Origin of the sequence: Actinoplanes flavus (assembly GCF_017592555.1) — a bacterium.
GTDB classification, from domain to species: Bacteria; Actinomycetota; Actinomycetes; order Mycobacteriales; family Micromonosporaceae; genus Actinoplanes; species Actinoplanes flavus.
In genome coordinates this window covers 327,917-351,014 of sequence record NZ_JAGFNS010000002.1, presented here as the reverse complement: position 1 = coordinate 351,014, position 23,098 = coordinate 327,917, and the positions used below count along the sequence as shown (strand labels likewise).

21 protein-coding genes are annotated in these 23,098 nt (G+C 71.1%); 12 read left to right on the top strand and 9 right to left on the bottom strand.

Annotation, left to right across the window (positions count from 1 at the left end):
- Positions 1-686 precede the first annotated feature (686 nt).
- Complete coding sequence (locus tag J5X75_RS04615; protein WP_208466009.1) at positions 687-1,250, top strand: TIGR03086 family metal-binding protein; 564 nt, start codon at positions 687-689, stop codon at positions 1,248-1,250.
- Positions 1,251-1,565: 315 nt separating this feature from the next.
- Here the strand turns inward: J5X75_RS04615 and J5X75_RS04610 are convergent, their stop codons facing one another.
- On the bottom strand, positions 1,566-2,651 hold the full coding sequence (locus J5X75_RS04610) for an NAD(P)H-dependent flavin oxidoreductase (protein WP_208466008.1): 1,086 nt from the start codon (positions 2,649-2,651) through the stop codon (positions 1,566-1,568).
- Positions 2,641-4,224, bottom strand: coding sequence for an acyl-CoA synthetase (locus J5X75_RS04605; RefSeq protein WP_208466007.1), 1,584 nt, complete (start codon positions 4,222-4,224; stop codon positions 2,641-2,643). The genes J5X75_RS04610 and J5X75_RS04605 overlap by 11 nt, the downstream gene beginning before the upstream one ends.
- A 62-nt stretch (positions 4,225-4,286) precedes the next feature.
- On the opposite strand from J5X75_RS04605, the gene J5X75_RS04600 reads away from it, so the two are divergent.
- Positions 4,287-5,066 carry a crotonase/enoyl-CoA hydratase family protein gene (locus J5X75_RS04600; RefSeq protein ID WP_208466006.1) on the top strand — a complete coding sequence of 260 codons (780 nt, stop codon included), beginning with the start codon at positions 4,287-4,289 and terminating at the stop codon, positions 5,064-5,066.
- Positions 5,067-5,541: 475 nt separating this feature from the next.
- Here J5X75_RS04600 and J5X75_RS04595 read toward each other — a convergent pair whose 3' ends face one another.
- Entirely contained in the window at positions 5,542-7,077 is a 1,536-nt protein-coding gene (locus J5X75_RS04595; protein ID WP_208466005.1) for an acyl-CoA synthetase, read from the bottom strand.
- Between the two features lie 62 nt (positions 7,078-7,139).
- Here J5X75_RS04595 and J5X75_RS04590 point away from each other — a divergent pair, with 62 nt between their 5' ends.
- The 6 genes from J5X75_RS04590 to J5X75_RS04565 all read left to right on the top strand — a co-directional run bounded on the left by J5X75_RS04590 (position 7,140) and on the right by J5X75_RS04565 (position 15,053).
- Entirely contained in the window at positions 7,140-8,096 is a 957-nt protein-coding gene (locus J5X75_RS04590; RefSeq protein ID WP_208466158.1) for a Zn-ribbon domain-containing OB-fold protein, read from the top strand.
- Complete coding sequence (locus tag J5X75_RS04585) at positions 8,093-9,049, top strand: thiolase family protein (protein ID WP_208466004.1); 957 nt, start codon at positions 8,093-8,095, stop codon at positions 9,047-9,049. Before J5X75_RS04590 ends, J5X75_RS04585 begins: the two co-directional genes overlap by 4 nt.
- Entirely contained in the window at positions 9,049-10,200 is a 1,152-nt protein-coding gene (locus J5X75_RS04580; protein ID WP_208466003.1) for a thiolase family protein, read from the top strand. Before J5X75_RS04585 ends, J5X75_RS04580 begins: the two co-directional genes overlap by 1 nt.
- Positions 10,176-11,774 (top strand): FAD-dependent oxidoreductase, encoded by a 1,599-nt coding sequence (locus tag J5X75_RS04575; protein WP_208466002.1) that lies wholly within the window; start codon positions 10,176-10,178, stop codon positions 11,772-11,774. Before J5X75_RS04580 ends, J5X75_RS04575 begins: the two co-directional genes overlap by 25 nt.
- A 198-nt stretch (positions 11,775-11,972) precedes the next feature.
- Entirely contained in the window at positions 11,973-13,775 is a 1,803-nt protein-coding gene (locus tag J5X75_RS04570) for a right-handed parallel beta-helix repeat-containing protein (RefSeq protein WP_208466001.1), read from the top strand.
- Positions 13,776-13,841: 66 nt separating this feature from the next.
- Positions 13,842-15,053: an MFS transporter gene (locus tag J5X75_RS04565; RefSeq protein WP_208466000.1), complete on the top strand. Its 1,212-nt coding sequence runs from the start codon at positions 13,842-13,844 to the stop codon at positions 15,051-15,053.
- On the opposite strand, the gene J5X75_RS04560 is transcribed toward J5X75_RS04565, so the two are convergent.
- Positions 15,031-15,255 carry a hypothetical protein gene (locus tag J5X75_RS04560; RefSeq protein WP_208465999.1) on the bottom strand — a complete coding sequence of 75 codons (225 nt, stop codon included), beginning with the start codon at positions 15,253-15,255 and terminating at the stop codon, positions 15,031-15,033. The two genes, J5X75_RS04565 and J5X75_RS04560, sit on opposite strands and share 23 nt — an antisense overlap.
- 129 nt (positions 15,256-15,384) lie before the next feature.
- On the opposite strand from J5X75_RS04560, the gene J5X75_RS04555 reads away from it, so the two are divergent.
- The 3 genes from J5X75_RS04555 to J5X75_RS43925 are packed head-to-tail and all read left to right on the top strand — an operon-like array spanning position 15,385 to position 17,634.
- On the top strand, positions 15,385-16,149 hold the full coding sequence (locus J5X75_RS04555) for an SIR2 family NAD-dependent protein deacylase (protein WP_208465998.1): 765 nt from the start codon (positions 15,385-15,387) through the stop codon (positions 16,147-16,149).
- Positions 16,150-16,159: 10 nt separating this feature from the next.
- A complete protein-coding gene (locus J5X75_RS04550) occupies positions 16,160-17,317 on the top strand; it encodes an AAA family ATPase (RefSeq protein WP_238487298.1) in 1,158 nt (385 codons plus the stop codon).
- Positions 17,290-17,634, top strand: coding sequence for a hypothetical protein (locus tag J5X75_RS43925; protein ID WP_238487297.1), 345 nt, complete (start codon positions 17,290-17,292; stop codon positions 17,632-17,634). The genes J5X75_RS04550 and J5X75_RS43925 overlap by 28 nt, the downstream gene beginning before the upstream one ends.
- Here J5X75_RS43925 and J5X75_RS04545 read toward each other — a convergent pair.
- Genes J5X75_RS04545 through J5X75_RS04530 form a run of 4 tightly spaced genes read right to left on the bottom strand, consistent with a single transcriptional unit; the run spans position 17,619 to position 21,310 of the window.
- Positions 17,619-19,094 (bottom strand): acyl-CoA synthetase, encoded by a 1,476-nt coding sequence (locus tag J5X75_RS04545; RefSeq protein WP_208465997.1) that lies wholly within the window; start codon positions 19,092-19,094, stop codon positions 17,619-17,621. The two genes, J5X75_RS43925 and J5X75_RS04545, sit on opposite strands and share 16 nt — an antisense overlap.
- A 10-nt stretch (positions 19,095-19,104) precedes the next feature.
- Complete coding sequence (locus J5X75_RS04540; RefSeq protein ID WP_208465996.1) at positions 19,105-19,563, bottom strand: MaoC family dehydratase; 459 nt, start codon at positions 19,561-19,563, stop codon at positions 19,105-19,107.
- Positions 19,560-20,477, bottom strand: coding sequence for an amidohydrolase family protein (locus J5X75_RS04535; protein ID WP_443607009.1), 918 nt, complete (start codon positions 20,475-20,477; stop codon positions 19,560-19,562). Before J5X75_RS04535 ends, J5X75_RS04540 begins: the two co-directional genes overlap by 4 nt.
- Positions 20,429-21,310, bottom strand: coding sequence for an SDR family oxidoreductase (locus tag J5X75_RS04530; protein ID WP_208465995.1), 882 nt, complete (start codon positions 21,308-21,310; stop codon positions 20,429-20,431). Before J5X75_RS04530 ends, J5X75_RS04535 begins: the two co-directional genes overlap by 49 nt.
- A 129-nt stretch (positions 21,311-21,439) precedes the next feature.
- On the opposite strand from J5X75_RS04530, the gene J5X75_RS04525 reads away from it, so the two are divergent.
- On the top strand, positions 21,440-21,859 hold the full coding sequence (locus J5X75_RS04525; RefSeq protein WP_208465994.1) for a MarR family winged helix-turn-helix transcriptional regulator: 420 nt from the start codon (positions 21,440-21,442) through the stop codon (positions 21,857-21,859).
- 174 nt (positions 21,860-22,033) lie between these two features.
- Here the strand turns inward: J5X75_RS04525 and J5X75_RS04520 are convergent, their stop codons facing one another.
- Complete coding sequence (locus tag J5X75_RS04520; protein ID WP_238487296.1) at positions 22,034-23,059, bottom strand: aldo/keto reductase; 1,026 nt, start codon at positions 23,057-23,059, stop codon at positions 22,034-22,036.
- Between the last annotated feature and the right edge of the window lie 39 nt (positions 23,060-23,098).

Sequence of the window (23,098 nt, the reverse complement as noted above, 5' to 3'; positions counted from 1 at the left end):
CCGCGACCGCCGGGCCGACCCCACCCCCGCGAGCCGAACGAAACGCGCGATCGTGCCGCGACCGCCGAGCCGACCCCACCCCCGCGAGCCGAACGAAACGCGCGATCGTGCCGCGACCGCCGAGCCGACCCCACCCCCGCGAGCCGAGCGAAACGCGCGGTCGTGCCGCGACCGCCGAGCCGACCCCACCCCCACAAGCCCAACGGAACACCGCGCGGCCGTGCCGCGACCGCCGGGCCGACCTCACCCCGCGAGCCGAGCGAAACGCGCGGTCGTGCCGCGACCGCCGGGGCGACCCCACCCCCACAAGCCCAACGGACCGCCACGCGGCACCACAACCACCCAACTGACTTGCCGAGCCGACCTCACCCCCACGAACTCAGCGGCACACCACGTTGCGCCACAACCGTCCAGCTCCCCTGCCCGGCCAGTCTCACCGCCACACGCCCAGCGAAACACCACGACCACCCAGCTGACCGGCCCGGCCAGCCTCACCACCACACGCCCAGCGGAACACCACGTGGCACCACGACCACCCAGCTGAACTGCCGAGCCGGCCTCACCCCCATGGGACCGTTTCAACTGATAGGTTGAAACTACGGCCAGATCGCGAACCTCGAGCCCGATCGCCACCACCCGGCCGGATCGAAACTCCCACGCAGCCAGATCGAGAGAGGACGCCAAGGATGACACTCGCCGAACTGTCACCCGCCGAACGGCACCGCGAGATCGCCGCAGGCTTCACCGCCCGTGTGACCGGCGCCCAGGACTGGGACGCGCCGGCCCCGGTCGCCGGTTGGACCGCCCGCGACGTGGTCCGCCACCTGGTCGAGTGGCTCCCCGGCTTCCTGGCCTCCGGCTCGGAGGTCACCCTGCCGCCGGTTCCGTCAGTGGATGCCGACCCGGTCGCCGCCTGGCAGGCGCACCACACCGCCGTCCAGGCCGTCCTGGACGACCCGAAGACCGCCGACCGCACCCTGACCAACCCGCACCTCGGCGAACTCCCCCTGGATCAGGCGATCGACCGCTTCTACACGACTGACGTCTTCATGCACACCTGGGATCTGGCCCGGGCCACCGGCCAGGACGAGTTCCTGGACCCGGCCTACGCCACCCTCCTGCTGTCCGGCATGGAACCGATGGACGAGATGCTGCGGGCCTCCGGCCAGTACGGCCCGAAGGTCACCGTCCCCACCGACGCCGACCCGGTGACCCGCCTGATCGGCTTCATCGGCCGCGACCCGGCCTGACCGGCGAACCCGGCCGGCCACCAGTGCTGCCGCTCTCCCGTGAAACAGCCCTGACAACCAGCCAGACCCCGTGACCCGTGCACCGCCAGCCACCCCGGGTCGGACCATGCACCACCAGCCACCCAGGCCGGACCGCGCACCGCCAGCCACCCCGGGCCGGACCGCGCGCCGCCTGCCACCCAGGGTCGGACCGCGCGCCGCCAGCCGCCCGGTCAGGCTCACGCCCGGTGGGGGCGGGACGGCCCTGAGGGAACGCCTGGCTCGCAGGGCGTCTCGGGGCTGGCTCGATGCGGCGAGGCGGCCCTCCTCGTACGGTCAGAGGAGTTTGTGGATTTGGGAGAGGGTTTCGTCGGCTTCGGTGACCAGGTCGGTGAGGATGGCGGAAACGGGGCGGACCTCGTTCATCCGGCCAACGATCTGGCCGACCGGCATCGGTACGACGGTCGGGTCCCCGGAGGCCATCAGGCGGTCGTGGGCCCCGGAGACGAGCAGGTTCTGCAACGGCATCGGAAGTGGTGCGGGCGCGTCTGATTCGGACCATGCCTCGGTCCAGCGGTTGCGCAACAGGCGGGCCGGTTTGCCGGAGTAGATGCGGCTACGCACGGTGTCGCCGGAGCCGGCTTGGAGGAGAGCGTCGCGCAGTGCCGGGGCGCTGCGGTATTCGCTGGAGCCGAGCCAGACCGAGCCCATCCACACGCCGCGCGCGCCGAGGGCGAGGGCGGCGGCGATCTGGCGTCCGCTGCCGATGCCGCCGGCCGCCAGGACCGGTACGCCGACCGCGTCGACGATCTCCGGGACCAGCACCATGCTGGCGATCTCCCCGGTGTGCCCGCCGGCTTCATAGCCCTGAGCGACCACGATGTCGACTCCGGCCGCCACATGACCGCGGGCGTGGTCGGCCCGGCCGGCGAGCGCGGCGACCAGCAGACCACGGTCGTGGGCCTGGGCGATGACGTCCGGTGGCGGCGGGCCGAGCGCGTTGGCGATCAGCCGGACCGGGTGCTGGAGAGCCACTTCGACGTGACTGCGAGCGACCGAGTGCAGCCAGCCGAGGACGCCGGGCCGGTCCGAGGCGGCCCCGAGCGGGGGGACGCCGAGGCGTTGCAGGGTCCGTTCGACGAAGTCGCGGTGTCCGGGAGGGATCAGTTCACCGAGGTCGGCGGGCAGTCCCTCGGTGGGGACTTTGCCGGGCATCACCACGTCAACGCCGTAGGGGCGGCCCTCGGTCTCCCGGTCCAGCCAGGTGAGGACGGTGTCGAGTTCGGCGGCGTCGTTGAACCGGACGCAGCCGAGCACCCCGAACCCGCCGGCCCGGCTGATGGCCGCGACGACGTGCTCGGACGGGCTGAACCCGACGATCGGATGGTCGACGCCGAGCAGGTCGCAGAGGTCAGTCCGCATGGTGCTCCCTCGCGTAGGTGTGCGCCCACCGGTAGTCGGCCTTGCCGCTGATGGTGCGCTGGATCCCGTCGACCACCCAGATCCGGCGCGGCACCTTGTAGCCGGCGATGCGCTGCCGCACGTGGGTGTCGAGGTCGTCCAGGTCGAGGGTCGCGCCGGGGCGGGTCTGGACGAGGGCGACGACCTTCTGGCCGAGCAGGTCGTCGGGCGCACCGATGACCAGGGCGTCGAACACGTCCGGATGGGCTTTCAGGGCGCCCTCGACCTCTTCGGGGAAGACCTTCTCGCCGCCGGTGTTGACGCACGTGTTGCCACGGCCGAGCAGGGTGAGGGTGCCGTCCTCCTCGATCCGGGCCAGGTCGCCGGGTATCGCGTAGCGGACCCCGTCCACCTCGGTGAGCAGCGCGGCGGTCTTCTCCGGATCCTTGTGGTAGCCGAGCGGCACGTGCCCGCCGCGGGCCAGCCGGCCGACGACGCCGGGTGCGGCCTTGTTGCCGTACTCGTCGATGACGATGGTGTCCGGGCCGGGCATGACCCGCGGCCCGTCGACGGCGCCGCCCTGGACGTCGGCGACGATGCCGATGCCGGCGAATCCGGTCTCCGAGGAGCCGATCGCGTCGGTGACCATGACGTTGGGCAGCGCCTCCAGGTACTGCCGCTTCACCGATGGCGAGAACAGGGCGGCACTGGACGAGATCGCCACCAGCGAGGATCCGTCGTAGTTGCCGGCCAGGTACGCCTCGATGATCGGCCGGGCCATCGCGTCGCCGATCAGGACCACCACGTTGACCTGGCGGCGTTCGATCACCCGCCACACGTCGTCCGGGTCGAAGTGGGGCAGGAACACCACGGTGTCGCCGCCGAACAGCGCCGCGAGGGCGGCCCACTGGGCGTTGCCGTGGATGAGCGGGGCGAGGCAGAACCGGACCATCGGCGGCATCTCGGCGCCGCGCCGGGACTGGGCCCACTCGTCCTCGACGGGGATGCCGGACATGAAATCGATGCCACCACCGAGAACTCGCCACACGTCCTCGTGCCGCCAGATGACGCCCTTCGGGTAGCCGGTGGTGCCGCCGGTGTAGAGCAGGTAGATGTCGTCGCCCTCACGGGGCTCGAAGTCCCGGTCGGGTTTGCCGGCGGCGACGGCGTCCGCGTAGGAGACGCCCGGGATGTCGGCATCGGTCCCGTCCGGCAGGGCGATCGTGGTGTCCAGGCCGCCGCCCACGGCCCGGACCTTCGCCGAGAATCCGCGGTCGTGGATCAGCGCGGTCAGGGAGGCGTCCTCGAACAGGTACTGTAACTCGTTCTCCACATACCGGTAGTTGACGTTGACGACCACGGCGCGCAGCTTGTACACGGCGATCATGGCCACCACGGCCTCGATCGAGTTGCCCGCGTACAGCCCGACGTGGGCGCCCTTGCCCACTCCTCGACTTCGCAGGAAATGGGCCAAACGGTTGGCGCTCTCCTCCAGCTCCGCGTAGGTGGTCTCACGCTCGCCGCAGGCCACCGCGACGCGATCGGAGAAGGCGTCGACCGCGTGCTCGAACAGGTCCGCAATATTGGCCGCCATCAACGCAAAGTAGAACCTGTTATCGTTCCGGAGCAAGAGTTTGGCACTGGGAGGGAAACCGGGTGGACGCTCTCGTCGAACAGCGCGGACCGATCCTGATCGTCACGATGAACCGGCCGGAGGTCCGCAACGCGCTCTCCCCCGCGATGATGGCGGTGATGCGCGACGCCTGGGACCGGGTCGACACCGACCCGTCGATCCGGGTGGCGATCCTGACCGGCGCGGGTGGCGCGTTCTGTGCGGGCGCCGACCTTCGCGCCATGACCGCCGAGCACCCCGGCGACGGGTTCCGGTCCAACGGCACCGACCTGTCCCGCATCGACGCGCTGCTCAAGGGCCGCCGTCTGACCAAGCCGCTGATCGCCGCCGTGGAAGGTCCGGCCGTCGCCGGCGGCACCGAGATCCTGCAGGCCACCGACGTGCGGGTGGCCGGCGAGAGCGCCCGCTTCGGCGTCTCCGAGGCCCGGTGGGGGCTGTTCCCGCTCGGCGGCTCGGCGGTCCGGCTGCCACGCCAGCTGCCCTACACGGTGGCCGCCGATCTCCTGCTCACCGGCCGGCACCTGACCGCCTTCGAGGCCCGCGACGCCGGACTGATCGGCCACGTCGTCCCCGATGGCGAAGCCCTGGCGCATGCCTTGAGAATCGCCGAGACGATCGCCGCGAACGGCCCCCTCGCCGTGCAGGCCATCCTGCGCACCATCCGCGAGACCGAGGGCCTGCCGGAGAACGAGGCGTTCGCCCTCGAATCCCGCATCGGCATCCGCGTCTTCATGTCCGAGGACGCCAAGGAGGGCCCGCGCGCCTTCATCGAAAAACGAAAACCCCACTTCAAAGGCGTTTGATCGTACGGACGTGCCCGTTCCCGCCAAACCACCCCGTCCCGCGGCGCCTCGCGAGCAATTGCCGGGTCCGGCCGGCGACGCGGCCGTTGCGCCGGCCGCCCGGGACGGTTGGTCGTGCTTGCACGAGGGTGGGCGCGCACGGTGGCGGTGTCGTGGTCGCCTACGTGGCCTATCGCCGCGACGGCAGCCCACGTGACGGCTTTCGTGTGCGTTCACCTCCGCGTGGCGCGAGCGGCGTGACCGCCGGGAGCCGCACCCGGGTGCCTGGCAAGCACCAACCGCAACCACCCGCCCGGCGGGGGCGGCAGCACATGCGTGAGTGGCCGACCGATCTCCGCCCGGCGGGGGCGGCACAGGCGGGAGTGGGCAGCGAGACGGGCGGGCGGGCGGAACGGGACGAATAGAAACGGGACGACGACAGGCGTACCAGGAAAGGGGCCGGAAGCGAAACGCGGACCTCGACCGCAAAGGTTGTCTAGATGGCGCGGTCTCGGCCGGACCAGTAGGGGTCGCGGAGGTGGCGCTTGTAGAGCTTGCCGTTCGGGTCGCGGGGCAGTTCGGCGACGTAGTCGACGGTGCGGGGCAGTTTGAAGCGGGCCACCCGGCCGGCCAGGAAGGCGAGCAGTTCGGTGGTGAGGGCGGGGCCGGGGTTGATGCCGGGCCGGGGCTGGACCACGGCTTTGATCTCCTCGCCCCACTCGTCGTGCGGGATGCCGAAGACCGCGGCGTCGGCGACCGCCGGGTGGACGGCCAGCTCGTTCTCGATCTCGGCGGGGTAGACGTTGACGCCGCCGGTGATGATCACGTCGCTGGCCCGGTCGCAGAGGAACAGGTAGCCGTCGTCGTCGAGGTAGCCGATGTCGCCGACGGTGAACATCCGGTCCCGCCAGGAGGCGCGGGTCTTCTCGGCGTCTCCGTGGTATTCGAAGGTGGCGTCGCCCATCTGGAGGTAGACGGTGCCGGGTTCGCCGGGCGGCCGGTCCTTGCCGTCGTCGTCGAGGACCCGGACCCGGGAGCCGGGCCAGGCACGGCCGACCGAGCCGGGCCGCTGGAGCCATTCGGCGGCGGTGATCAGGGTGCCGCCGCCCTCGGAGGCGGCGTAGTACTCGATCACGACCGGCCCGAACCAGTCGAGCATGTTCCGTTTCACCGGCTGCGGGCAGGGCGCGGCCCCGTGGATCATGGCGCGCATCGAGGACACGTCGTACCGCCGCCGGGCGTGTGCGGGCAGGGCGAGCAGCCGCCGGAACTGGGTGGGCACCATGTGGCTGTGGGTGGCCCGGTGTGTGCTCACCAGACGGAGGAACTCCTCGGCGTCCCAGTGGTCCATCACCACGACCGTGTGGCCGAACTGGAGCGAGATCACCGCGAAGTTCATCACGGCCGTGTGGTAAAGCGGTGAGCAGCACAGATGGACGTGATCGTCGAACGGGCGCAGACCGAACAGTCCGAAGAACCACAACGACACCGGTGGCACCTGGTCGGGGTCGAGGCCGAGCAGCGGACGGCGTACCCCTTTGGGCCGGCCCGACGTGCCGGACGTGTAGACCATGAGCGCGCCGAGCGTACGAGGGAAGGGTCTGCCGGATCCGCCCGCGCCCAGGGTGGACAGGGGCGCGAAGCCCGGGATGTCGCCGACCGCGAAGCGGGATGGCACGGACGGCCCGGCCTCGCGGGCCGCGTCGGCGAAGCGTTCGTGCGCGATGAAGGCGCGGGCGCCGCAGTCGCGCAGGATGTAGCCGATCTCGGCGGCGGTGAGATGCCAGTTCAGCGGTACGACGTGGAGCCCGATCTGGGCGGCCGCGAAGTAGGCGGTGAGGATGTCGGCGCCGTTGGGCAGCAGCAGGGCGATGGTGTCGCCCGCCTCCAGCCCGGCGTCGCGCAGGCCGCGCCCGATCCGGTCGGCCTCGGTGGCGAGTTCGCCGTAGGTGAGGGTGCGGCCGTCCGGGTCCACGATGGCCGCGAGCTGCGGCCGCTCGGCCGCGATGGTCCACATCCCGATGCCCGTCATGGCCCGACTCTATAACTGGTTCCATCGATGAGAAAGCGTCTACACACGGTCCTTGCTCGCCAATATTGGAACGTGTTTCACTCATTGACGTGGATACCCTCGCGGCACCGCTGACCATCGCCTTCGACTACACCCGCTCACTCGGGCCGGTGCTGGGCCGGTTCATGGCGGGGTTGCGGGAGCGGCGGGTGCTGGGTGCGCGGACCTCGGACGGGCGGGTGCACGTGCCGCCGCTGGAGTACGACCCGGTCACCCACGAGCCGGTCACCGACCTGGTCGAGGTGTCGCCCACCGGGACCGTGGTGAGCTGGACGTGGAACGCGCGGCCGGTCGAGGGACAGCCACTGGACCGGCCGTTCGGGTGGGCGCTGATCCGGCTGGACGGCGCGGACACGCCGATGCTGCACGCGGTGGACGCCTCCGAGTTGCACACCGGGATGCGGGTGCGGATTCGCTGGACGCCCGCGAGACAGGGACACATCCGGGACATCGAATGCTTCGAGCCTGGCGAATCCGACATGTCCGGTTCAACCGGCGGCGAGCCGGTGGAGATCATGACCACGCCGATCCGGTTGCACTACACACACACCACGTCCACCGAGGAGGACCGCTATCTGCGGGCCCTGGAACAGGGGCGGATCATCGGCCAGCGCTGCCCGGCCTGCCGGAAGGTGTACGTCCCCCCGCGCGTCTGCCCCGCCGACGGGGTGGCCCCGGACGAGGTGGTGGAGGTCGCCGACCGCGGCATGGTCACCACGTTCTGCGTGGTCAACGTGCCGTTCGCGGGGCAGCGGCTGACCCCGCCGTACGTGGTGGCGCAGGTGCTGCTGGACGGCGCCGACATCCCGATCTCGCACCTGATCCTCGGCGTCGAGGCCGCGGACGTGCGGATGGGGATGCGGGTGGCCGCGGTCTGGCGGGACCGGTCGCGATGGTCCACCACGCCGGAGAACATCGACCACTTCGAGCCGTCCGGGGAGCCGGACGCCCCCTACGAGTCGTACGCGGAACACCTGTGAACGCCGTGGCGGTGGTGGGATACGCGAGCGCGGACCGCTCGCTCACCACGAGTGGGGTGGAGACGCTGGTACCGGTCATCACGGCCGCGCTGGCGGACGCCGGGCTGGGCCGCCGCGAGGTCGACTTCTGGTGCTCCGGGTCGTCGGACTACCTGGCCGGGCGGGCGTTCTCGTTCGTCAGCGCGGTGGACGCGATCGGGGCGGTGCCGCCGATCAGCGAATCGCACGTGGAGATGGACGCGGCGTGGGCGCTGTACGAGGCGTACCTCAAGATTCTGGCCGGGGAGGCGGAGACCGCCCTGGTGTACGGGTTCGGCAAGGGCACGGCCGGCGATCTGGACCGGGTGCTGTCGTTGCAGCTGGACCCGTACACGGTGGCGCCGCTGTGGCCGGGCGCGACGAGCGTCGCGGCGTTGCAGGCCCGGCTCGCCCTGGACGCGGGACTGTTCACCGAGGACGACATGGCGCGGGTGGTGGGGCGGCGCGCCGAGGGCGCGTACCTCTGCTGTCCGTTGCGGGAGCACGACGTGGCGCGCGTCGCCGACGGTGCCGCGGCGGTCGTGCTGGCCGCGACTGATCGTGCCCGCGATCTGCGGGAACGGCCGGCCCGGATCGCCGGGTTCGCGCATCGGGTGGATCCGCAGGGCCTCGGCGAGCGGGACCTGACCACGGTGCCGTCGGCGGTCGCGGCGGCCCGGGACGCCGGCCTGGACGGCCCGGTGGACGTGGCCGCGCTGCACGCCCCGTTCACCCATCAGGAGCTGCTGCTGCGTGCGGTGGTCCGGGCCGGCTCCTACCTGCCGTTCGGCGCGAACGCGATGTTCTCGGCCGGGCTGTCGCGGATCGGGGCGGCGGCCGGCGAGGTGATGTCCGGGCGGGCGCGGACCGCGGTGGGGCACGCCACGAGCGGGCCCGCGTTGCAGCAGAACCTCGTCTGTGTGCTGGAGGCGTGATGCGCAGGGCCGCGGTATTGGGAACCGGGCAGACGGAGCACCGTACCCGGCGCACCGACGTGTCGATGGCCGGGCTGTGCCGGGAGGCGATCGACCGGGCGCTGGCCGACGCGGCGACCGGATGGGATCAGATCGACGCGGTGGTGCTGGGTAAGGCGCCGGACCTGTTCGAGGGCGTGATGATGCCCGAGCTGTTCCTGGCGGACGCGATCGGGGCGGCCGGGAAGCCGCTGCTGCGGGTGCACACGGCCGGCTCGGTGGGCGGGGCGACCGGGATCGTGGCGACCAGCCTGATCCGGGCCGGGGTGCACCGGCGGGTGCTGGCGGTGGCGTTCGAGAAGCAGTCGGAGTCGAACGCGATGTGGGCGCTGTCGATCCAGCCGCCGTTCAGCGCGCCGATCACGGCGGGGGCGGGCGGGTACTTCGCTCCCCATATCCGCTCGTATATTCGGAGATTCGATGCTCCGGCGCACATCGGCGCCCTGGTGGCGGTGAAGGACCGGCGCAACGGCGCCCTGAATCCCCACGCGCATCTGCGGCAGCCGGACATCACCCTCGACTCGGTGCAGCGGTCCCCCATGCTGTGGGATCCGATCCGGTACGACGAGACGTGCCCCTCCTCGGACGGCGCCTGCGCGCTGGTGATCGGGGATCAGGCGGCCGCCGAGGCATCGTCGAACCAGGTGGCCTGGATCCGGGCGACCGCCATGCGGACCGAGCCGACCTTCTACTCCGGTAAGGATCACGTCGATCCGCGGGCGGGTTCGGTGGCCGCGTCCGCCCTCTGGGAGGCGGCGGGGATAAAACGGCCGCTGGAGGAGATCGACGTAGCCGAACTTTACGTGCCCTTTTCATGGTTCGAGCCCATGTGGCTGGAGAACGTCGGATTTGTCGGCCAGGGACAGGGCTGGAAACTCGTCGAATCGGGTGAGACCCGGATCGGCGGAGCGCTGCCGGTCAACCCGTCCGGCGGGGTCCTCTGCTCCAACCCGATCGGCGCGTCCGGCCTGCTGCGGTTCGCCGAAGCCGCGATGCAGGTGATGGGCCGGGCCGGGGAGCACCAGGTGCCGGGCGCGGCGACGGCGCTCGGGCACGCGTACGGGGGCGGGTCGCAGTTCTTCTCCATGTGGGTGGTCGGGAGGCAGCCGTGAAACGCCGGACTCTTCTGCAAGCGAGCGCCGCCGGGCTGTTCCTGCCCGGCCTGGCCCGGCGCAACCTCCAGGGCCGGACCGCCCTGGTGATCGGCAGCGGGTTCGCCGGTGCGGTGGCCGCGTACCGGCTGGCCCAGGCCGGGGTGGAGGTGACCGTCCTGGAACGGGGCCGGCGCTGGGATCTGGACGGCTCCGGCGACACGTTCTGCACGATCAGCGACCCGGACTGGCGGTGCGCGTGGTTCGCCGACAAACCGCCACTCGGCCTGGACGTCAGCAAGACCATCGAGCGGGGCGCCGGGCTCATCCAGAAACACGTCGGCGACGGCATCCAGGTGATGTGCGGGGCCGGGGTGGGCGGTGGGTCGCTGGTCATCGGCATGTACCTGCCACAACCGCGCCGCGCCGACTGGGAGCGGGTCTATCCGGCCGAACTGTCGTACACCACGTTCGAGGACGTCTACTGGCCGCGCGCCCGGCAGAATCTGGGCGCCGCACCGATTCCCGCCGACATTCAAAACCATGCGGGGTACGCGGGGGCGCGCGCGTGGCTGGAATACATCGCCGAGTTCGGGCGCACACCCGTACCGGTGCCGTTCGGGGTCGACTGGAACGTGATCCGGGACGAGCTGGCCGGCCGGGTGCGGGCCTGTCACACGATCGGTGAGGGGCCGTTCGGCAGCAACTCGGGCGCGAAGAACAGCGTCGACCACAACTATCTCGCCTGGGCCACCCAGACCGGGCATGTCAGCATCCTGCCGCTGCACGAGGTGTCCGAGATCAGGGAGGTGTCCGGGCAGGAGCGGTTCGAGGTCGCCGCCCGGCAGATCGACGAGCGCGGTGGAGTGCTCGCGAACAAGACGTTCACGGCCGAGTTCGTGTTCCTGGCGGCCGGCTCGCTGAACAGCACGTCACTGCTGCTCACCTCCCGGGCACGCGGCCGTCTCCCCCGGCTGACCAGCACCGAGGTGGGCAAGGGCTGGGGCAACAACGGGGACTTCCTGATCGCCCGGCTCAACCTGCGCAAGGCGGTCGGGCACGCGCAGGGCGGGCCGGGCAACGTGCGGTTCTTCGACGACGCGAACCCGTACGCGCGGACCGCCATGGCCTGGGAGGCGGCGCCGATCCCGTCCTGGCTGCCGGCCACCACCGCGCACCTGATCACCACCCTGATCCCGGAACGTGGCGAGATCCGGTACGACGCGGCCACCGGCGCCGGGAAGGTCCACTGGCCGTACGCCGAGATGGAGACCGCCGGCGACAAGGCCGGGCGGGATCTGGCCACCCGGCTGTGGTGGCGTACCGAGGGCTCGAAGGGTTCGCTGCTGACCGGGCTGCCGTCCTACGACCGCAACACCGGCATGGGCCTGGGGTCGCGCAACACCTACCACCCGCTCGGCGGTCTGGTGATGGGCAGGGCCACCGACTTCACCGGGAAGGTGGCCGGATATCAGAACCTGTACTGCGTGGACAGCGCCCTGCTGCCCGGCTCCGCGTGCCTCGCCAACCCGGCCCTGACGGTCACCGCGAACGCCGAACGCTGCCTGGACGAATTCCTCGCCGCACACGCCTGAACGCTTTCCTGCAACAAACCTGCAAAGGGATTCCGTTGACGGGCGGTAATGCCCGGTGGCAGATTCCAACTCGGAATCCGTCCCCAACGGTGCCCCGCCGGAACATCCCCCACGCTGCACGTCCGCCGCCATTCCCGGCGATCGCGGACGGCTGCATCGCGCCCGGCGGGATCCCTTTGCGACAAGGAGAATCCCCCCATGTCATCCCATCCACGGGACCGTAGACTGCGCCGTTCGCTCGGCGCCGCCGGACTCGCCGGCCTGGTCGCGGCCGGTGTCTTCGTCACGATCGGCACCGCCGAGGCGGCCACCCTGTTCACCGCCGACTTCGAGTCCGGCAGCACCAGCGGGTGGTCGAAATCGGGCGGCACCTGGTCGGTGGTGAGCGACGGCACCCAGGTGTTCCAGCAGTCGGACAGCACCAACACCAGGGCCCGGCAATTCGCCGGAACCACCTCCTGGACCAATTACTCGGTCCAGGCGAGAGTGAAGGCGACCGCGTTCAGCTCGACCTCCGGCGTGGTGGCGCTGACCGCCCGCGCCGCCGGGGCGACGAAGATGTACCGGCTGTCGCTGACCGGCGCCAACCGGGTGCAGCTGGAGACCATGAACGGCAGCAGCGTCACCGTCCTGGGCAGCCTGAGCCAGACCATCTCGGCGAGCACCTTCTACACGCTGAAACTGACCGTCGACGGGACCACGATCAGCGGCTCGGTCAACGGCGCCAGCGTCGGGTCGGCCACCGACAGCACCATCACGGCGGGCCGGATCGGGCTGCTCACCGAGTACGCGGCGGGCCGTTTCGACGACGTCCTGGTCGACGACGGGGTGTCCACGCCGACCTCCTCCCCCACCTCCTCCTCCTCCTCGCCGTCGGTGTCGCCGTCGGCCAGTTCCTCCTCTCCGCCGCCGTCGAGCAGCGCCCTCTACGTGGCGCCCAACGGCACCGACAGCGCGGCCGGGACGGTGGCGGCGCCGACCACGCTCACCTCGGCGATCACCCGGATCGCCGCGGGCGGCACGATCTACCTGCGTGGCGGCACCTACGCGCACCCGTCGACGGTCACCATCGCGCCGGGCAACAACGGCTCGTCCGGTGCGCTGAAGACGATTTCCGCGTACCCCGGTGAAGTTCCGGTCTTGAACTTCTCGGCGCAGGCCGAGGACACCGCGGCCCGTGGTCTCGCCGTCAACGGCAACTACTGGCGGATCTACGGCATCGTGGTGGAGCGCGCCGGCGACAACGGCATCTTCGTGGGCGGCAGCAACAACGTCCTGGAGCGCACGATCACCCGGTACAACCGGGACACCGGCCTCCAGCTGTCCCGGATCGCGTCGGACACCCCGGCCGCCCAGTGGCCGGCGAACAACCTGATCCTCAGCGCCGAGTCGCACGACAACGCCGACTCCGACGGGGAGGACGCGGACGGCTTCGCCGCCAAACTGACCGTCGGATCGGGCAACGTCTTCCGGTACGCGGTCTCGCACAACAACATCGACGACGGCTGGGACCTCTACACCAAGACCGACACCGGGCCGATCGGCGTGGTGACCATCGAGGACTCGCTGGCCTACAACAACGGCACACTCAGCGACGGCTCGCAGGCCGGCAACGGTGACCGCAACGGCTTCAAGCTCGGCGGCGAGGACATCAAGGTCAACCACATCGTGAAGCGGACCGTGGCGTACAGGAACGGCAAGCACGGGTTCACCTACAACAGCAACCCGGGCTCGATGACGATCGCCAACAACCTGAGCATCGACAACGCCGAGCGCAACTTCAACTTCGACGCCGGCACGTCGGTCTTCACCACCAACACCTCGTGCCGCAGCTCCAGCGGCACGAACGACCGCATCATCGGCACCGCGGACAGCACCAACCAGTTCTGGTCCGGCACGAACGGCAGCCGCTGCGCGAACTTCACCGGCGCGCTGGCCTGGTCGTTCGCCTCGGACGGCCGCCTGGCCATCACCCTCGGCGGCAAGGCCGTCTCACTCTGATCGGCTGACTCGCCCGCCTGCCACTCCCGGCAGGCGGGCGATTCCTTTCGTACGGTGGAAGCCGCCATGCCGTTGCGCACCGCCCTGATCGACGTGTCCCCGCTGCGGTCCTCGCGTCACTTCCGGCGCTGGTGGACCGGGCGCGTGTGTTCCGGGCTGGGTGGCCAGATGGCGCTGGTCGCGGTCCTCTACCAGGTGTGGGAGACCACCCGGAGCCCGGCGTGGACCGGGGCGGCCGGGCTCGCGTCGGGTCTGCCGTTGCTGGTGTTCGGGCTGTTCGCGGGCACACTGGCCGACCATGGGGACCGGCGCCGCTTCTATCTGATCTGCGTCTCTGGGCAGGCCGTGTGCGCGGGGCTGCTGGCGGTGCAGGCGTTCGCCGGTGGGTTGCCGGTCGGTGCGCTGCTCGGGCTGGTCGCGGTGCAGAGGTCCTTCGCGGCCGGGGCCGGGCCGGCGTCCCGGGCGATCCTGCCCCGGCTACTGCCCGCGCGGGAACTGGCGGCCGGGCTGGCCCTGAACCGGATCGCCTTCCAGACGTCGATGCTGCTCGGCCCGGCGCTCGGTGGGCTCCTCATCGCCTCGGCCGGGGTGGGCGGCTGCTTCCTCGCCGACGCGCTGTCCTTCGTGGTGATACTGGGCGCCGCCGCCATGCTGCCGCCGATGCCGCCGACCGGGGAGGCGTCCCGGCCCGGGGTGCGGGCGGCGATGGCCGGGCTACGGTTCCTGGCCGGGCACCGGGCGGTCCGGGGCGCGCTGCTCACCGACCTCGCGATGACCGTGCTGACCATGCCGGTGAGCCTGTTCCCGGTGCTGAACGCGGAACGGTTCGGCGGCGATCCCCGTACCCTCGGATTGTTCTTCTCGGCCCTCGCCGTGGGCGGCGTCGCCGCCTCGCTGCTCTCCGGGGTCTTCACCCGGCGCTCCCGGCCCGCGCCGATCATGTTCGCGGCGGCGGCCGTCTGGGGCGCGGCGATCGCCCTGCTCGGCGTCGCGCCGCTCGTGTGGGTCGCGTTGCTGCTGCTCACCGTGGCCGGGGCCGCCGACACCGTCGCGGTGGTCACGCGCGGCACGGTCGTTCAGACGCACACCCCGGACGCGATGCTGGGCCGGGTGTCGGCCGCCGAGCTGATCGTCGGCCACTCCGGCCCAGAACTCGGCAACCTCCGCGGCGGCCTGCTCGCGTCCGTCACGTCGACAACGTTCGCCCTGGTCAGCGGAGGTCTGCTGGCCATGGCCGCGGTGGCGGCGCTCGCTTTCAGGAGCGGGCGACCCAGATGACCATCATGGCGGCCAGGAAGAGGAACCCGGCGGCCGCGGTCACCGCGCCGACCAGGACGCTCATGTTCGACTCCGACCACTCCGTACGCTCCGGGCCCGGCGCGGTCCACTCGCCGACGACGGTGAGCAGCCGGTCGCCGGCCGCGCGCAGACGGCGGGTGCGGTCGGGGCCGTTCGGCGGTTCGGTGGGCTCGTCACTCAACGGCATCCCACTTCGGACATTCGACGACCACCTCCGCGCGCTCTCCGAGAGTCAACGACCCATCCGCTCCCCCGGTGATGCGACACTCGTCCGTGCTGGTGAAACGTTCGGACAGCGGTGGGGGATCGAATGGTTGAGGTGCGCGAGGCCGCGAAGGTCCTCTCTCGGGCGCGGCGGGTGGTGGTGTTCACCGGCGCGGGCATCTCGGCGGAGAGCGGCGTGCCCACCTTCCGGGACGCGCTGACCGGCCTCTGGGAGCGGTTCGACGCTCAGGCGCTGGCCACCCCGCAGGCCTTCCAGAACGACCCGGACCTGGTGTGGGGCTGGTACGAATGGCGCCGCACCGTGATCCGCCGGGTCCACCCCAACCCCGGGCACGAGGCCGTCGCCGCCATCGAGGCGCGCGCCCCGCGCAGTGTCGTGATCACCCAGAATGTGGACGACCTGCACGAACGCGCCGGATCGACGGACCCGCTGCACCTGCACGGCAGCCTGTTCGAGCCGCGCTGCGCGTCGTGCGCCCGGTCCGCCCCGGTGACCGACGGCGAGGAGCCCGCGGAGGGCCGCCGGCTGGCCCCGCCCCGCTGCGAGCACTGTTCCGGCCCGGTGCGCCCGGGCGTGGTGTGGTTCGGCGAGGCCCTGCCGGAACAGATCCTGGAGACGGCCGTCCAGGAGGCGACCGACTGCGACGTGCTCCTGACGATCGGCACGTCCGGCCTGGTCTACCCGGCGGCCGAGATCCCGAAGGTGGCGGCCATGTTCGGTGCCACCGTGATCCAGGTGAACCCGCAGCCCACCCCCCTGGACGCGGTCGCCGGCATCAACCTGCACGGCCCCGCCGCCACCGTCCTCCCGGCCCTGGTCACCGCCGCTTGGCCGGAAAAGCTCGGATAAGGATGGGCACATGCTGGAACGGCCCGCGGAGATGTTCAAACGCGAACGCGAATGGGCCGCTCTGGCCGAGTTCGCCACCGACAATCGGCCTGGGGCTCTCCTCGGCATAGTCTATGGCCGGCACAGGCAGGGCAAGACCTACCTGCTTCGCTCGTTGTGCCAGGCGACCGGCGGCTTCTATTTCCCGGCCGATGAAGCCGCCGACCGGGAGTCCCTCAATCAACTCGGGGCACGCCTGGCGGAGCATGTGGATGCGCCGGCGCCCCTCGCTTTCGACAGTTGGCATCAGGCCGTCGACGCGCTCCTCAGCCTCGGGCGGGAGCGCCGGATCCCGGTGGTGATCGACGAGTTCCCCTACCTGGTGCGGGCGAATCCCCAGATTCCGTCGATCATCCAGAACGCTCTGGCGCCACTTCGGGCCGAACGCGACCAGAGCCGATCCAGCATCCTGCTCTGCGGATCCGCGATGTCGTTCATGGGCCGGCTCCTCAGTGGCAACGCGCCGCTGCGTGGCCGGGCCGGTCTGGAACTGGTGGTCCCCACTCTCGATCACCAGCTCGCCGCTCAGTTCTGGGACATCGAGGACCACGCGACCGCGCTGATGGCCAACGCCGTCGTCGGGGGCACGCCCGCCTACCGCCGAGAGTTCGCTCGCGACGACACTCCCGCCGGCCCGGAGGACTTCGACGCCTGGGTGGTCCGGGCCGTTCTCTCCCCGACCAGCCCTCTCTTCCGGGAGGCCCGGTATCTGCTCGCCGACGAACCCGACCTACGCGACGCGGGCCTCTATCACTCGGTCCTCGCGGCGATCGCCTCCGGAAACGCTCATCGCGGCGGTATCGCCTCCTACCTCGGCCGCAAAGCCGGCGATTTGGCCCATCCGTTGACGGTGCTGGAGGACTGTGGACTGGTCACCCGGGAAGCCGACGCCTTCCGGGACAACCGGACCACGTTCCGGATCGCCGAGCCGCTGGTCGCGTTCTACCACGCGGTGATGCGCCCGATCTGGTCGGACCTGGAGCACACGCGGGACACCGCACGGCTGTGGCAGCGCAGCCGGCGCCGCTTCGTCAGCAACGTTCTGGGCCGCATTTCGAGCACGTCTGCCGCTACTGGACCCGGCACCTGGCCGAGCCCGAGGTGTTCGGCGACTACCCGAACCGGGTGAGCGGCGGCACGGTCAACGACCCGGCGAACCGGACCTCCCACGAGGTCGACGTCGCCGTGTACGGCCTCGACGACGACAACCGCCAGCCGCTGCTGGCGATCGGTGAGGCGAAGTGGGGCGACGTCATGGGCATGGGCCACCTCGACCGGCTGCGCCGCGTCAGGTCTCTGCTGACGGCTCAGGGACGTCCCGGCGCCGGCACCGCACGGCTCGCGTGTTTCAGCGGCGCCGGGTTCACCGATGAGCTGCGGGCGGCCGCCTCCGCGGACACCGGCATCGTCCTGATCGATCTGGCCACCCTCTACCGCGTGGGCTGAGGCAGCGGGAGGTCGCGGAGGGGGCCCTTGCGGACCTTGTTGGAGCCGGTTCTCGGGAGGTCGGTGACGATGTCTACGTACACCGGGATCTTGTATCTGGCCAGGCGCCCGGCCAGGAAGGCCGGGATGTCGCCGGGGTGGAGGACGGCGCCGGGGACCGGGACCACGAAGGCCCGGCCGACCTCGCCCCACTTCTCGTCGGGGACGCCGACGACGGCCACCTCGGCGACCGCGGGGTGTTCGAAGACGGCGGCCTCCACCTCGGCCGGGTAGACGTTCTCGCCGCCGGAGATGTACATGTCCTTGGTGCGGTCGACGATGCGGAAGTGGCCGTCCTCCCCGACGACGGCCAGGTCGCCGGAGCGGAACCAGCCGTCGGTGAAGGCGGCGGCGGTGGCGGCCGGGTCGTTCCAGTAGCCGGGGGTCACGTTCGGGCCGCGGACCAGGACCTCGCCGGGTTCGCCGGGCGGGGCCGGGGTGAGGTCGGGCCGCACGCACCGGACGTCGGTGAAGAACACCGGCAGGCCGGCCGATCCGACGTGGTCGCGGCTCTCCCGCGCCTCCAGGAAGGTGGCGCCGGGCGCGGTCTCGGTCATCCCGTAGCCCTGGCAGAACGCGAGCCCCCGATCCTGGTAGGTGCGGATCAGCGCCTCCGGCACGGCGGCGCCGCCGGTCATCAGGCAGCGCACCGAGGACAGGTCGGCGGCCGGCCAGCGGGGTGAGCCGGCGAGGCCGGCGAACATGGTGGAGACGCCGAACATCCAGGTCACGCCGTACCGGGCGATGGCGTCGAAGCAGCCGTCGACGTCCCAGCTCGGCATGATCACCGACGTGCCGCCCTTGAGGAACGTGGGCAGCAGGCACTGGTTGAGCGCCGCCACGTGGAAGAGCGGGGCGCTGACCAGGGTGACCTCGTCGCCGGCGACGTCGACGCAGACGAGCAGGTTGTAGCAGTTCCACACCAGGTTGCCGTGGGTGAGCACGGCGCCCTTGGGATGGCCGGTGGTGCCGGACGTGTAGAGGATGCAGGCCACGTCGTCGAGCGTGACCGGCTCGTCGAAGCGCGCGAGATCCGAGAGGAAGTCCTCGTATCCGGGGAGTCCGACCTTGATCGGGACTTCCAAGGACACCGGCAGGGCGTGGATCAACGCGACCGCCCCGCTGTGCCGGAGCTGGTACTCGATCTCCGGCTCGGTCAGCCGGACGTTCATCGGCACGAAGATCCCGCCGAGCGCCCAGGTCGCGAACATCGTCTCGACCAGGGACGGATGGTTCGGGCCGAGGTAGGCGACCCGGTCCCCGGGCCGGACCCCGGCGGCACGCAGGGCCGCGGCCAGGCGGGAGGTGCGTTCCTCCAGTTGGGCGTACGTCGTACGCCGCTCCTCGAAGATCAGGGCGGTGCGGCCGGGCGACATGGCCGCCCGGCGTACCGGCCAGGACCCCAGCCCCGCGTTGCGCATGGCCGGTCCTCTAGGCGTAGTGGCGGTAGACGGGCCGGGCGACGCAGGCGGGCTTGTCCTGGCCCTCGACCTCGACGGTGAAGTCGAAGACGCTCTGCACGCCGTTGCCGGCCACGTCGTCGACGCTGACCACGGTCGCGGCCAGCCGGATCCGGGAGCCGACCTGGACCGGGCTGGGGAAGCGCACCTTCTCCAGCCCGTAGTTGACGCCCATCGTGATGCCGTCGACCACGAGCAGGTCGCCGAAGAGCGGGATGACCAGCGACAGGGTGAGGTAGCCGTGGGCGATCGGCGCGCCGAACGGGCCCTTCTTCGCCTTCTCCACGTCGACGTGGATCCACTGGTGGTCGCCGGTGGCGTCGGCGAACGTGTTCACCCGCTCCTGGGTGATCTCCAGCCAGGCGCTGCGGCCGAGGTCCTTGCCGGCCAGGGACTTGAGGCCGTCGAGGCCGTTCACGGTGGTGGTCATGGGTTCTCCCGGAAGAGTAGGCGGGCTGCGTTGGTCTTGAGGATCTTGGGGCGGACCGTGTCCTTGAGGTCGAGCTTCGCGAAGTCGGCGAGCCACCGGTCCGGGGTGATCACCGGGTAGTCGGAGCCGAACAGCACCTTGTCCTGGAGCAGGCTGTTCGCGTACCGGACCAGTTGCGGCGGGAAGTACTTGGGAGACCAGCCGGACAGGTCGATGTGGACGTGCTCCTTGTGGGTGGCGACGGCGAGGGCCTCGTCCTGCCACGGGAACGACGGGTGGGCCAGGATGATCCGCAGGTCCGGGAAGTCCACGGCCACGTCGTCGACCAGCATCGGGTTGGAGTACTTGAGGCGGATCCCGCCGCCGCCGCGGACCCGGGCGCCGATGCCGGTCTGCCCGGTGTGGAACAGGGCCACCGCCCCGAGCTCCTGGATCGTCTCGTAGAGCGGGTAGGCGATCGGGTCGTCCGGCGCGAAGCCCTGGATGCTGGGGTGGAACTTGAAACCCCGGACACCGAAGTGCTCGACCAGGCGGCGGGCCTGGCGGGCACCGGCCTTCCCCTTGTGCGGGTCGATGCCGGCGAACGGGATGAGCACGTCCGGGTGGGCCGCGCAGTCCTCGGCGATCTCCTCGTTCGGGATGGCCGGATGCCCGGTGGCGTGTTCGGCGTCGACCGTGAAGACGACCGCGGCCATCCGCCGCTCGCGGTAGTAGGCGGCCGTCTCGTCGATGGTGGGCTGCCGGTGGCCGTGCGCCTTGAAGTAGTCGGCGGACGCCCCGAGCAGGGCGGGGCTCAGCGAGGTGCGCCCGTCGCGGCCCACCTCGGCGTGCGTGTGCACGTCGATGGCGGTCAGCTCGTCGACGTTCATCTCGTCGGCGCCGGGATGCCGTAGGTCTCCAGCGGGAAGTCCCACCCGGCGGCGATGGCGTCGGCCGTCCAGCCGCCTTCGGCGTACCGGATGATCTTCTCGCTGGGGTGCGCCCAGAGGGCGAGTTTGTCGCCGCCGATGCCGATCGCCTGGCCGGTGATGCCGTTGGCGGCGTCCGAGGCGAGGAAGGTGATCAGGCCGGTGACGTCCTCGACGGTGCCGAGGCCCTCGTCGTGGCGCATCCAGGCCGGAAACGGCTGCCCGCTCCGCTCGGCCTCCTCGATGGCCGGGCCGAACGCCGGGATCGTCCTGGTCATCGCGGTGGCGGCGATCGGGATGACGGCGTTGACGGTGATCTCGCTGCGGGCCAGTTCGAGGGCCCAGGTGCGGGCCATCGCCGCGATCCCGGCCTTGGCGGCCGCGTAGTTGGTCTGGCCGAAGTTCCCGCGCTGCCCGGCCGGGGAGCCGATCAGGATGAGGCGGCCGCCTCCTGTCTGCTCGCGCATCCGGATCGCGGCGGCGCGGGCGCAGGTGAAGGTGCCGCGCAGATGGACGTCGACGACCGCGTCGAAGTCCTCGTCGGTCATCTTCCAGAGGACCCGGTCGCGCAGGATGCCGGCGTTGGTGACCAGCACGTCGAGCCGGCCGAACGTCTCGACCGCGGTGGCGACCAGCTTCTCGGCGCTCGCGGTGTCACCGACCGCGGCCGCCACGCCGACCGTGTCGCCACCGATCCCGGCGACCGCCGCGTCCACCACCGCCTGGTCCACGTCGTTGACCACGACCGAGGCACCGGCCGCGGCGAGCGCTCCGGCGTAGGCGAGACCGAGCCCTCGCCCGCTCCCGGTCACGACGGCGACCTTGCCGCTGAGATCCATGCTCTTCAACCTCTCACGAACGTCCGGGCGAGCACAATCAACAGGATTCCTGTTGATCTCGAGTCTTGATGACGATCAGGTTTCCTGTCAATGGGGTAATCTGGCGGCACCCGCGAGAGGAACCCCGCCATGACGACCGGCCCATCCCTGCTCTACCTGGTCAAACAACTCGAACTCGCGGTCCGCGCGAGCCTCGACGAGCTGGTCCGCCCGGTCGGCGTCACCGCCCTGCAATACACCGCCCTCACCGTCCTGGAACGCCACGACGGCCTCTCCGCCGCCCAGCTCGCCCGCGACTCGTTCGTCACCGCCCAGTCGATGGCCGACATGGTCCGCACCCTGGAGACCCGCGGCCTGATCCGCCGCGAACGCAACACCGGCAACCGCCGCGAGCTGCTCATCCGCCTCACCGGCGAAGGCCGCGCCCTGCTCGCCACGGTCGCCGCCGACGTGCGCGCGCTCGAAACGCGCATGCAGGCGAAACTCACCCCCACCCAGGCCGCCGACTTCCGCCAGTCGCTCATCACGGCCTGGCAGTCATTGACCTGAAAACCCCTTTCCGGTACGGGCTCCACCTCCGTCAACCGCACCGGCACCGTCCCGTGGCACCACGCGATCTGCCAGCCGGGTCCCGCCGGTGCCGCGCCCGCCGGGCGGAGATCGGTGGTCAGCACTGCGGGCCGGCCGGATTCACCGGCCGGCCCGCGATGCGGTTCCGGAAGATCAGGCGCCGGCCGCATCCAGACGGGTCAGCTGCCCGGCGTCCAGCTTGATGTCGAGCGCGGGCACCAGGTTCTCGAACTGCTCCGGCGTGCGCGGCCCGATCAACGGCACCACCGCCGGCGCCGTCTGATGCAGATGCCACGCCAGCACCGTCTGGTTCGGAGTCGCCCCGACCTCGGCGGACACCTCGGCCAGCGCCGCCAGCCGGGCCTCACTGTCCGGGCCGGTGTAGGACTCCATCATCCAGTGCGCGGCCCGGCGGGCGGCGTCGTCGTAGACACCCTTGAGGATCGGCGAGTAGGCGACCAGGGCCAGATCGCGATGCTCGGTCAGGTAGTCCCACTGCTCGTCGTCGACGATCGACGCGTGCTCCAGGCCGGCCCGCCGCCGCAGGTAGGTGTGCTGCTGCTGCACGGCCACCGGGGCGGGCCAGCCGTACCGGTCGCACAGCTGCCGGATCCGCTCCAGCCGCCACGTCCGGACGTTCGACCAGCCGAGATAGCGCACCTTGCCGGCCGCGACCAGCCCGGCCAGCGCCTCCAGGGTCTCCTCCAGCGGGGTGGCCCGGTCGTCGACGTGCACGTAGTAGAGGTCGATGTGGTCGGTGCCCAGCCGCCGCAAACTGCCGTCCACCGCGTGCCGCAGCGTGTCCGCTCCGGCGCCCGCGAAGGTCCGCCGAGCCAGGTCCCAGTTCGCCGTGCCATCCGCCAGCCAGAGATCCGGCGAATAGGCCGGCAGCGCGCTGCCCTTCGTCGCCAGGAAGATCTCGTCCCGGTTGCCGCGGTCACGCATCCAGCGCCCGAGCAACTCCTCGCTCTCCCCGCCCCGGCTGCCCCGCCGCGACCACCACTCGTAGCAGTCCGCGGTGTCGACGAACGATCCACCCAGTTCCCGGTACCGGTCGAGAATCCGCACCGACGACGCCTCGTCGGTGGCGTTGCCCATCTGCATGGCCCCGAGGGCGACGCTGCTGACCTGCTCTCCGGTCCGTCCCAGTTCGACAGTTGCGATTCTCGTTGCGCTCATGGGGACGACGCTATGACCTGGAGCGCGCTCCAGGTCAAA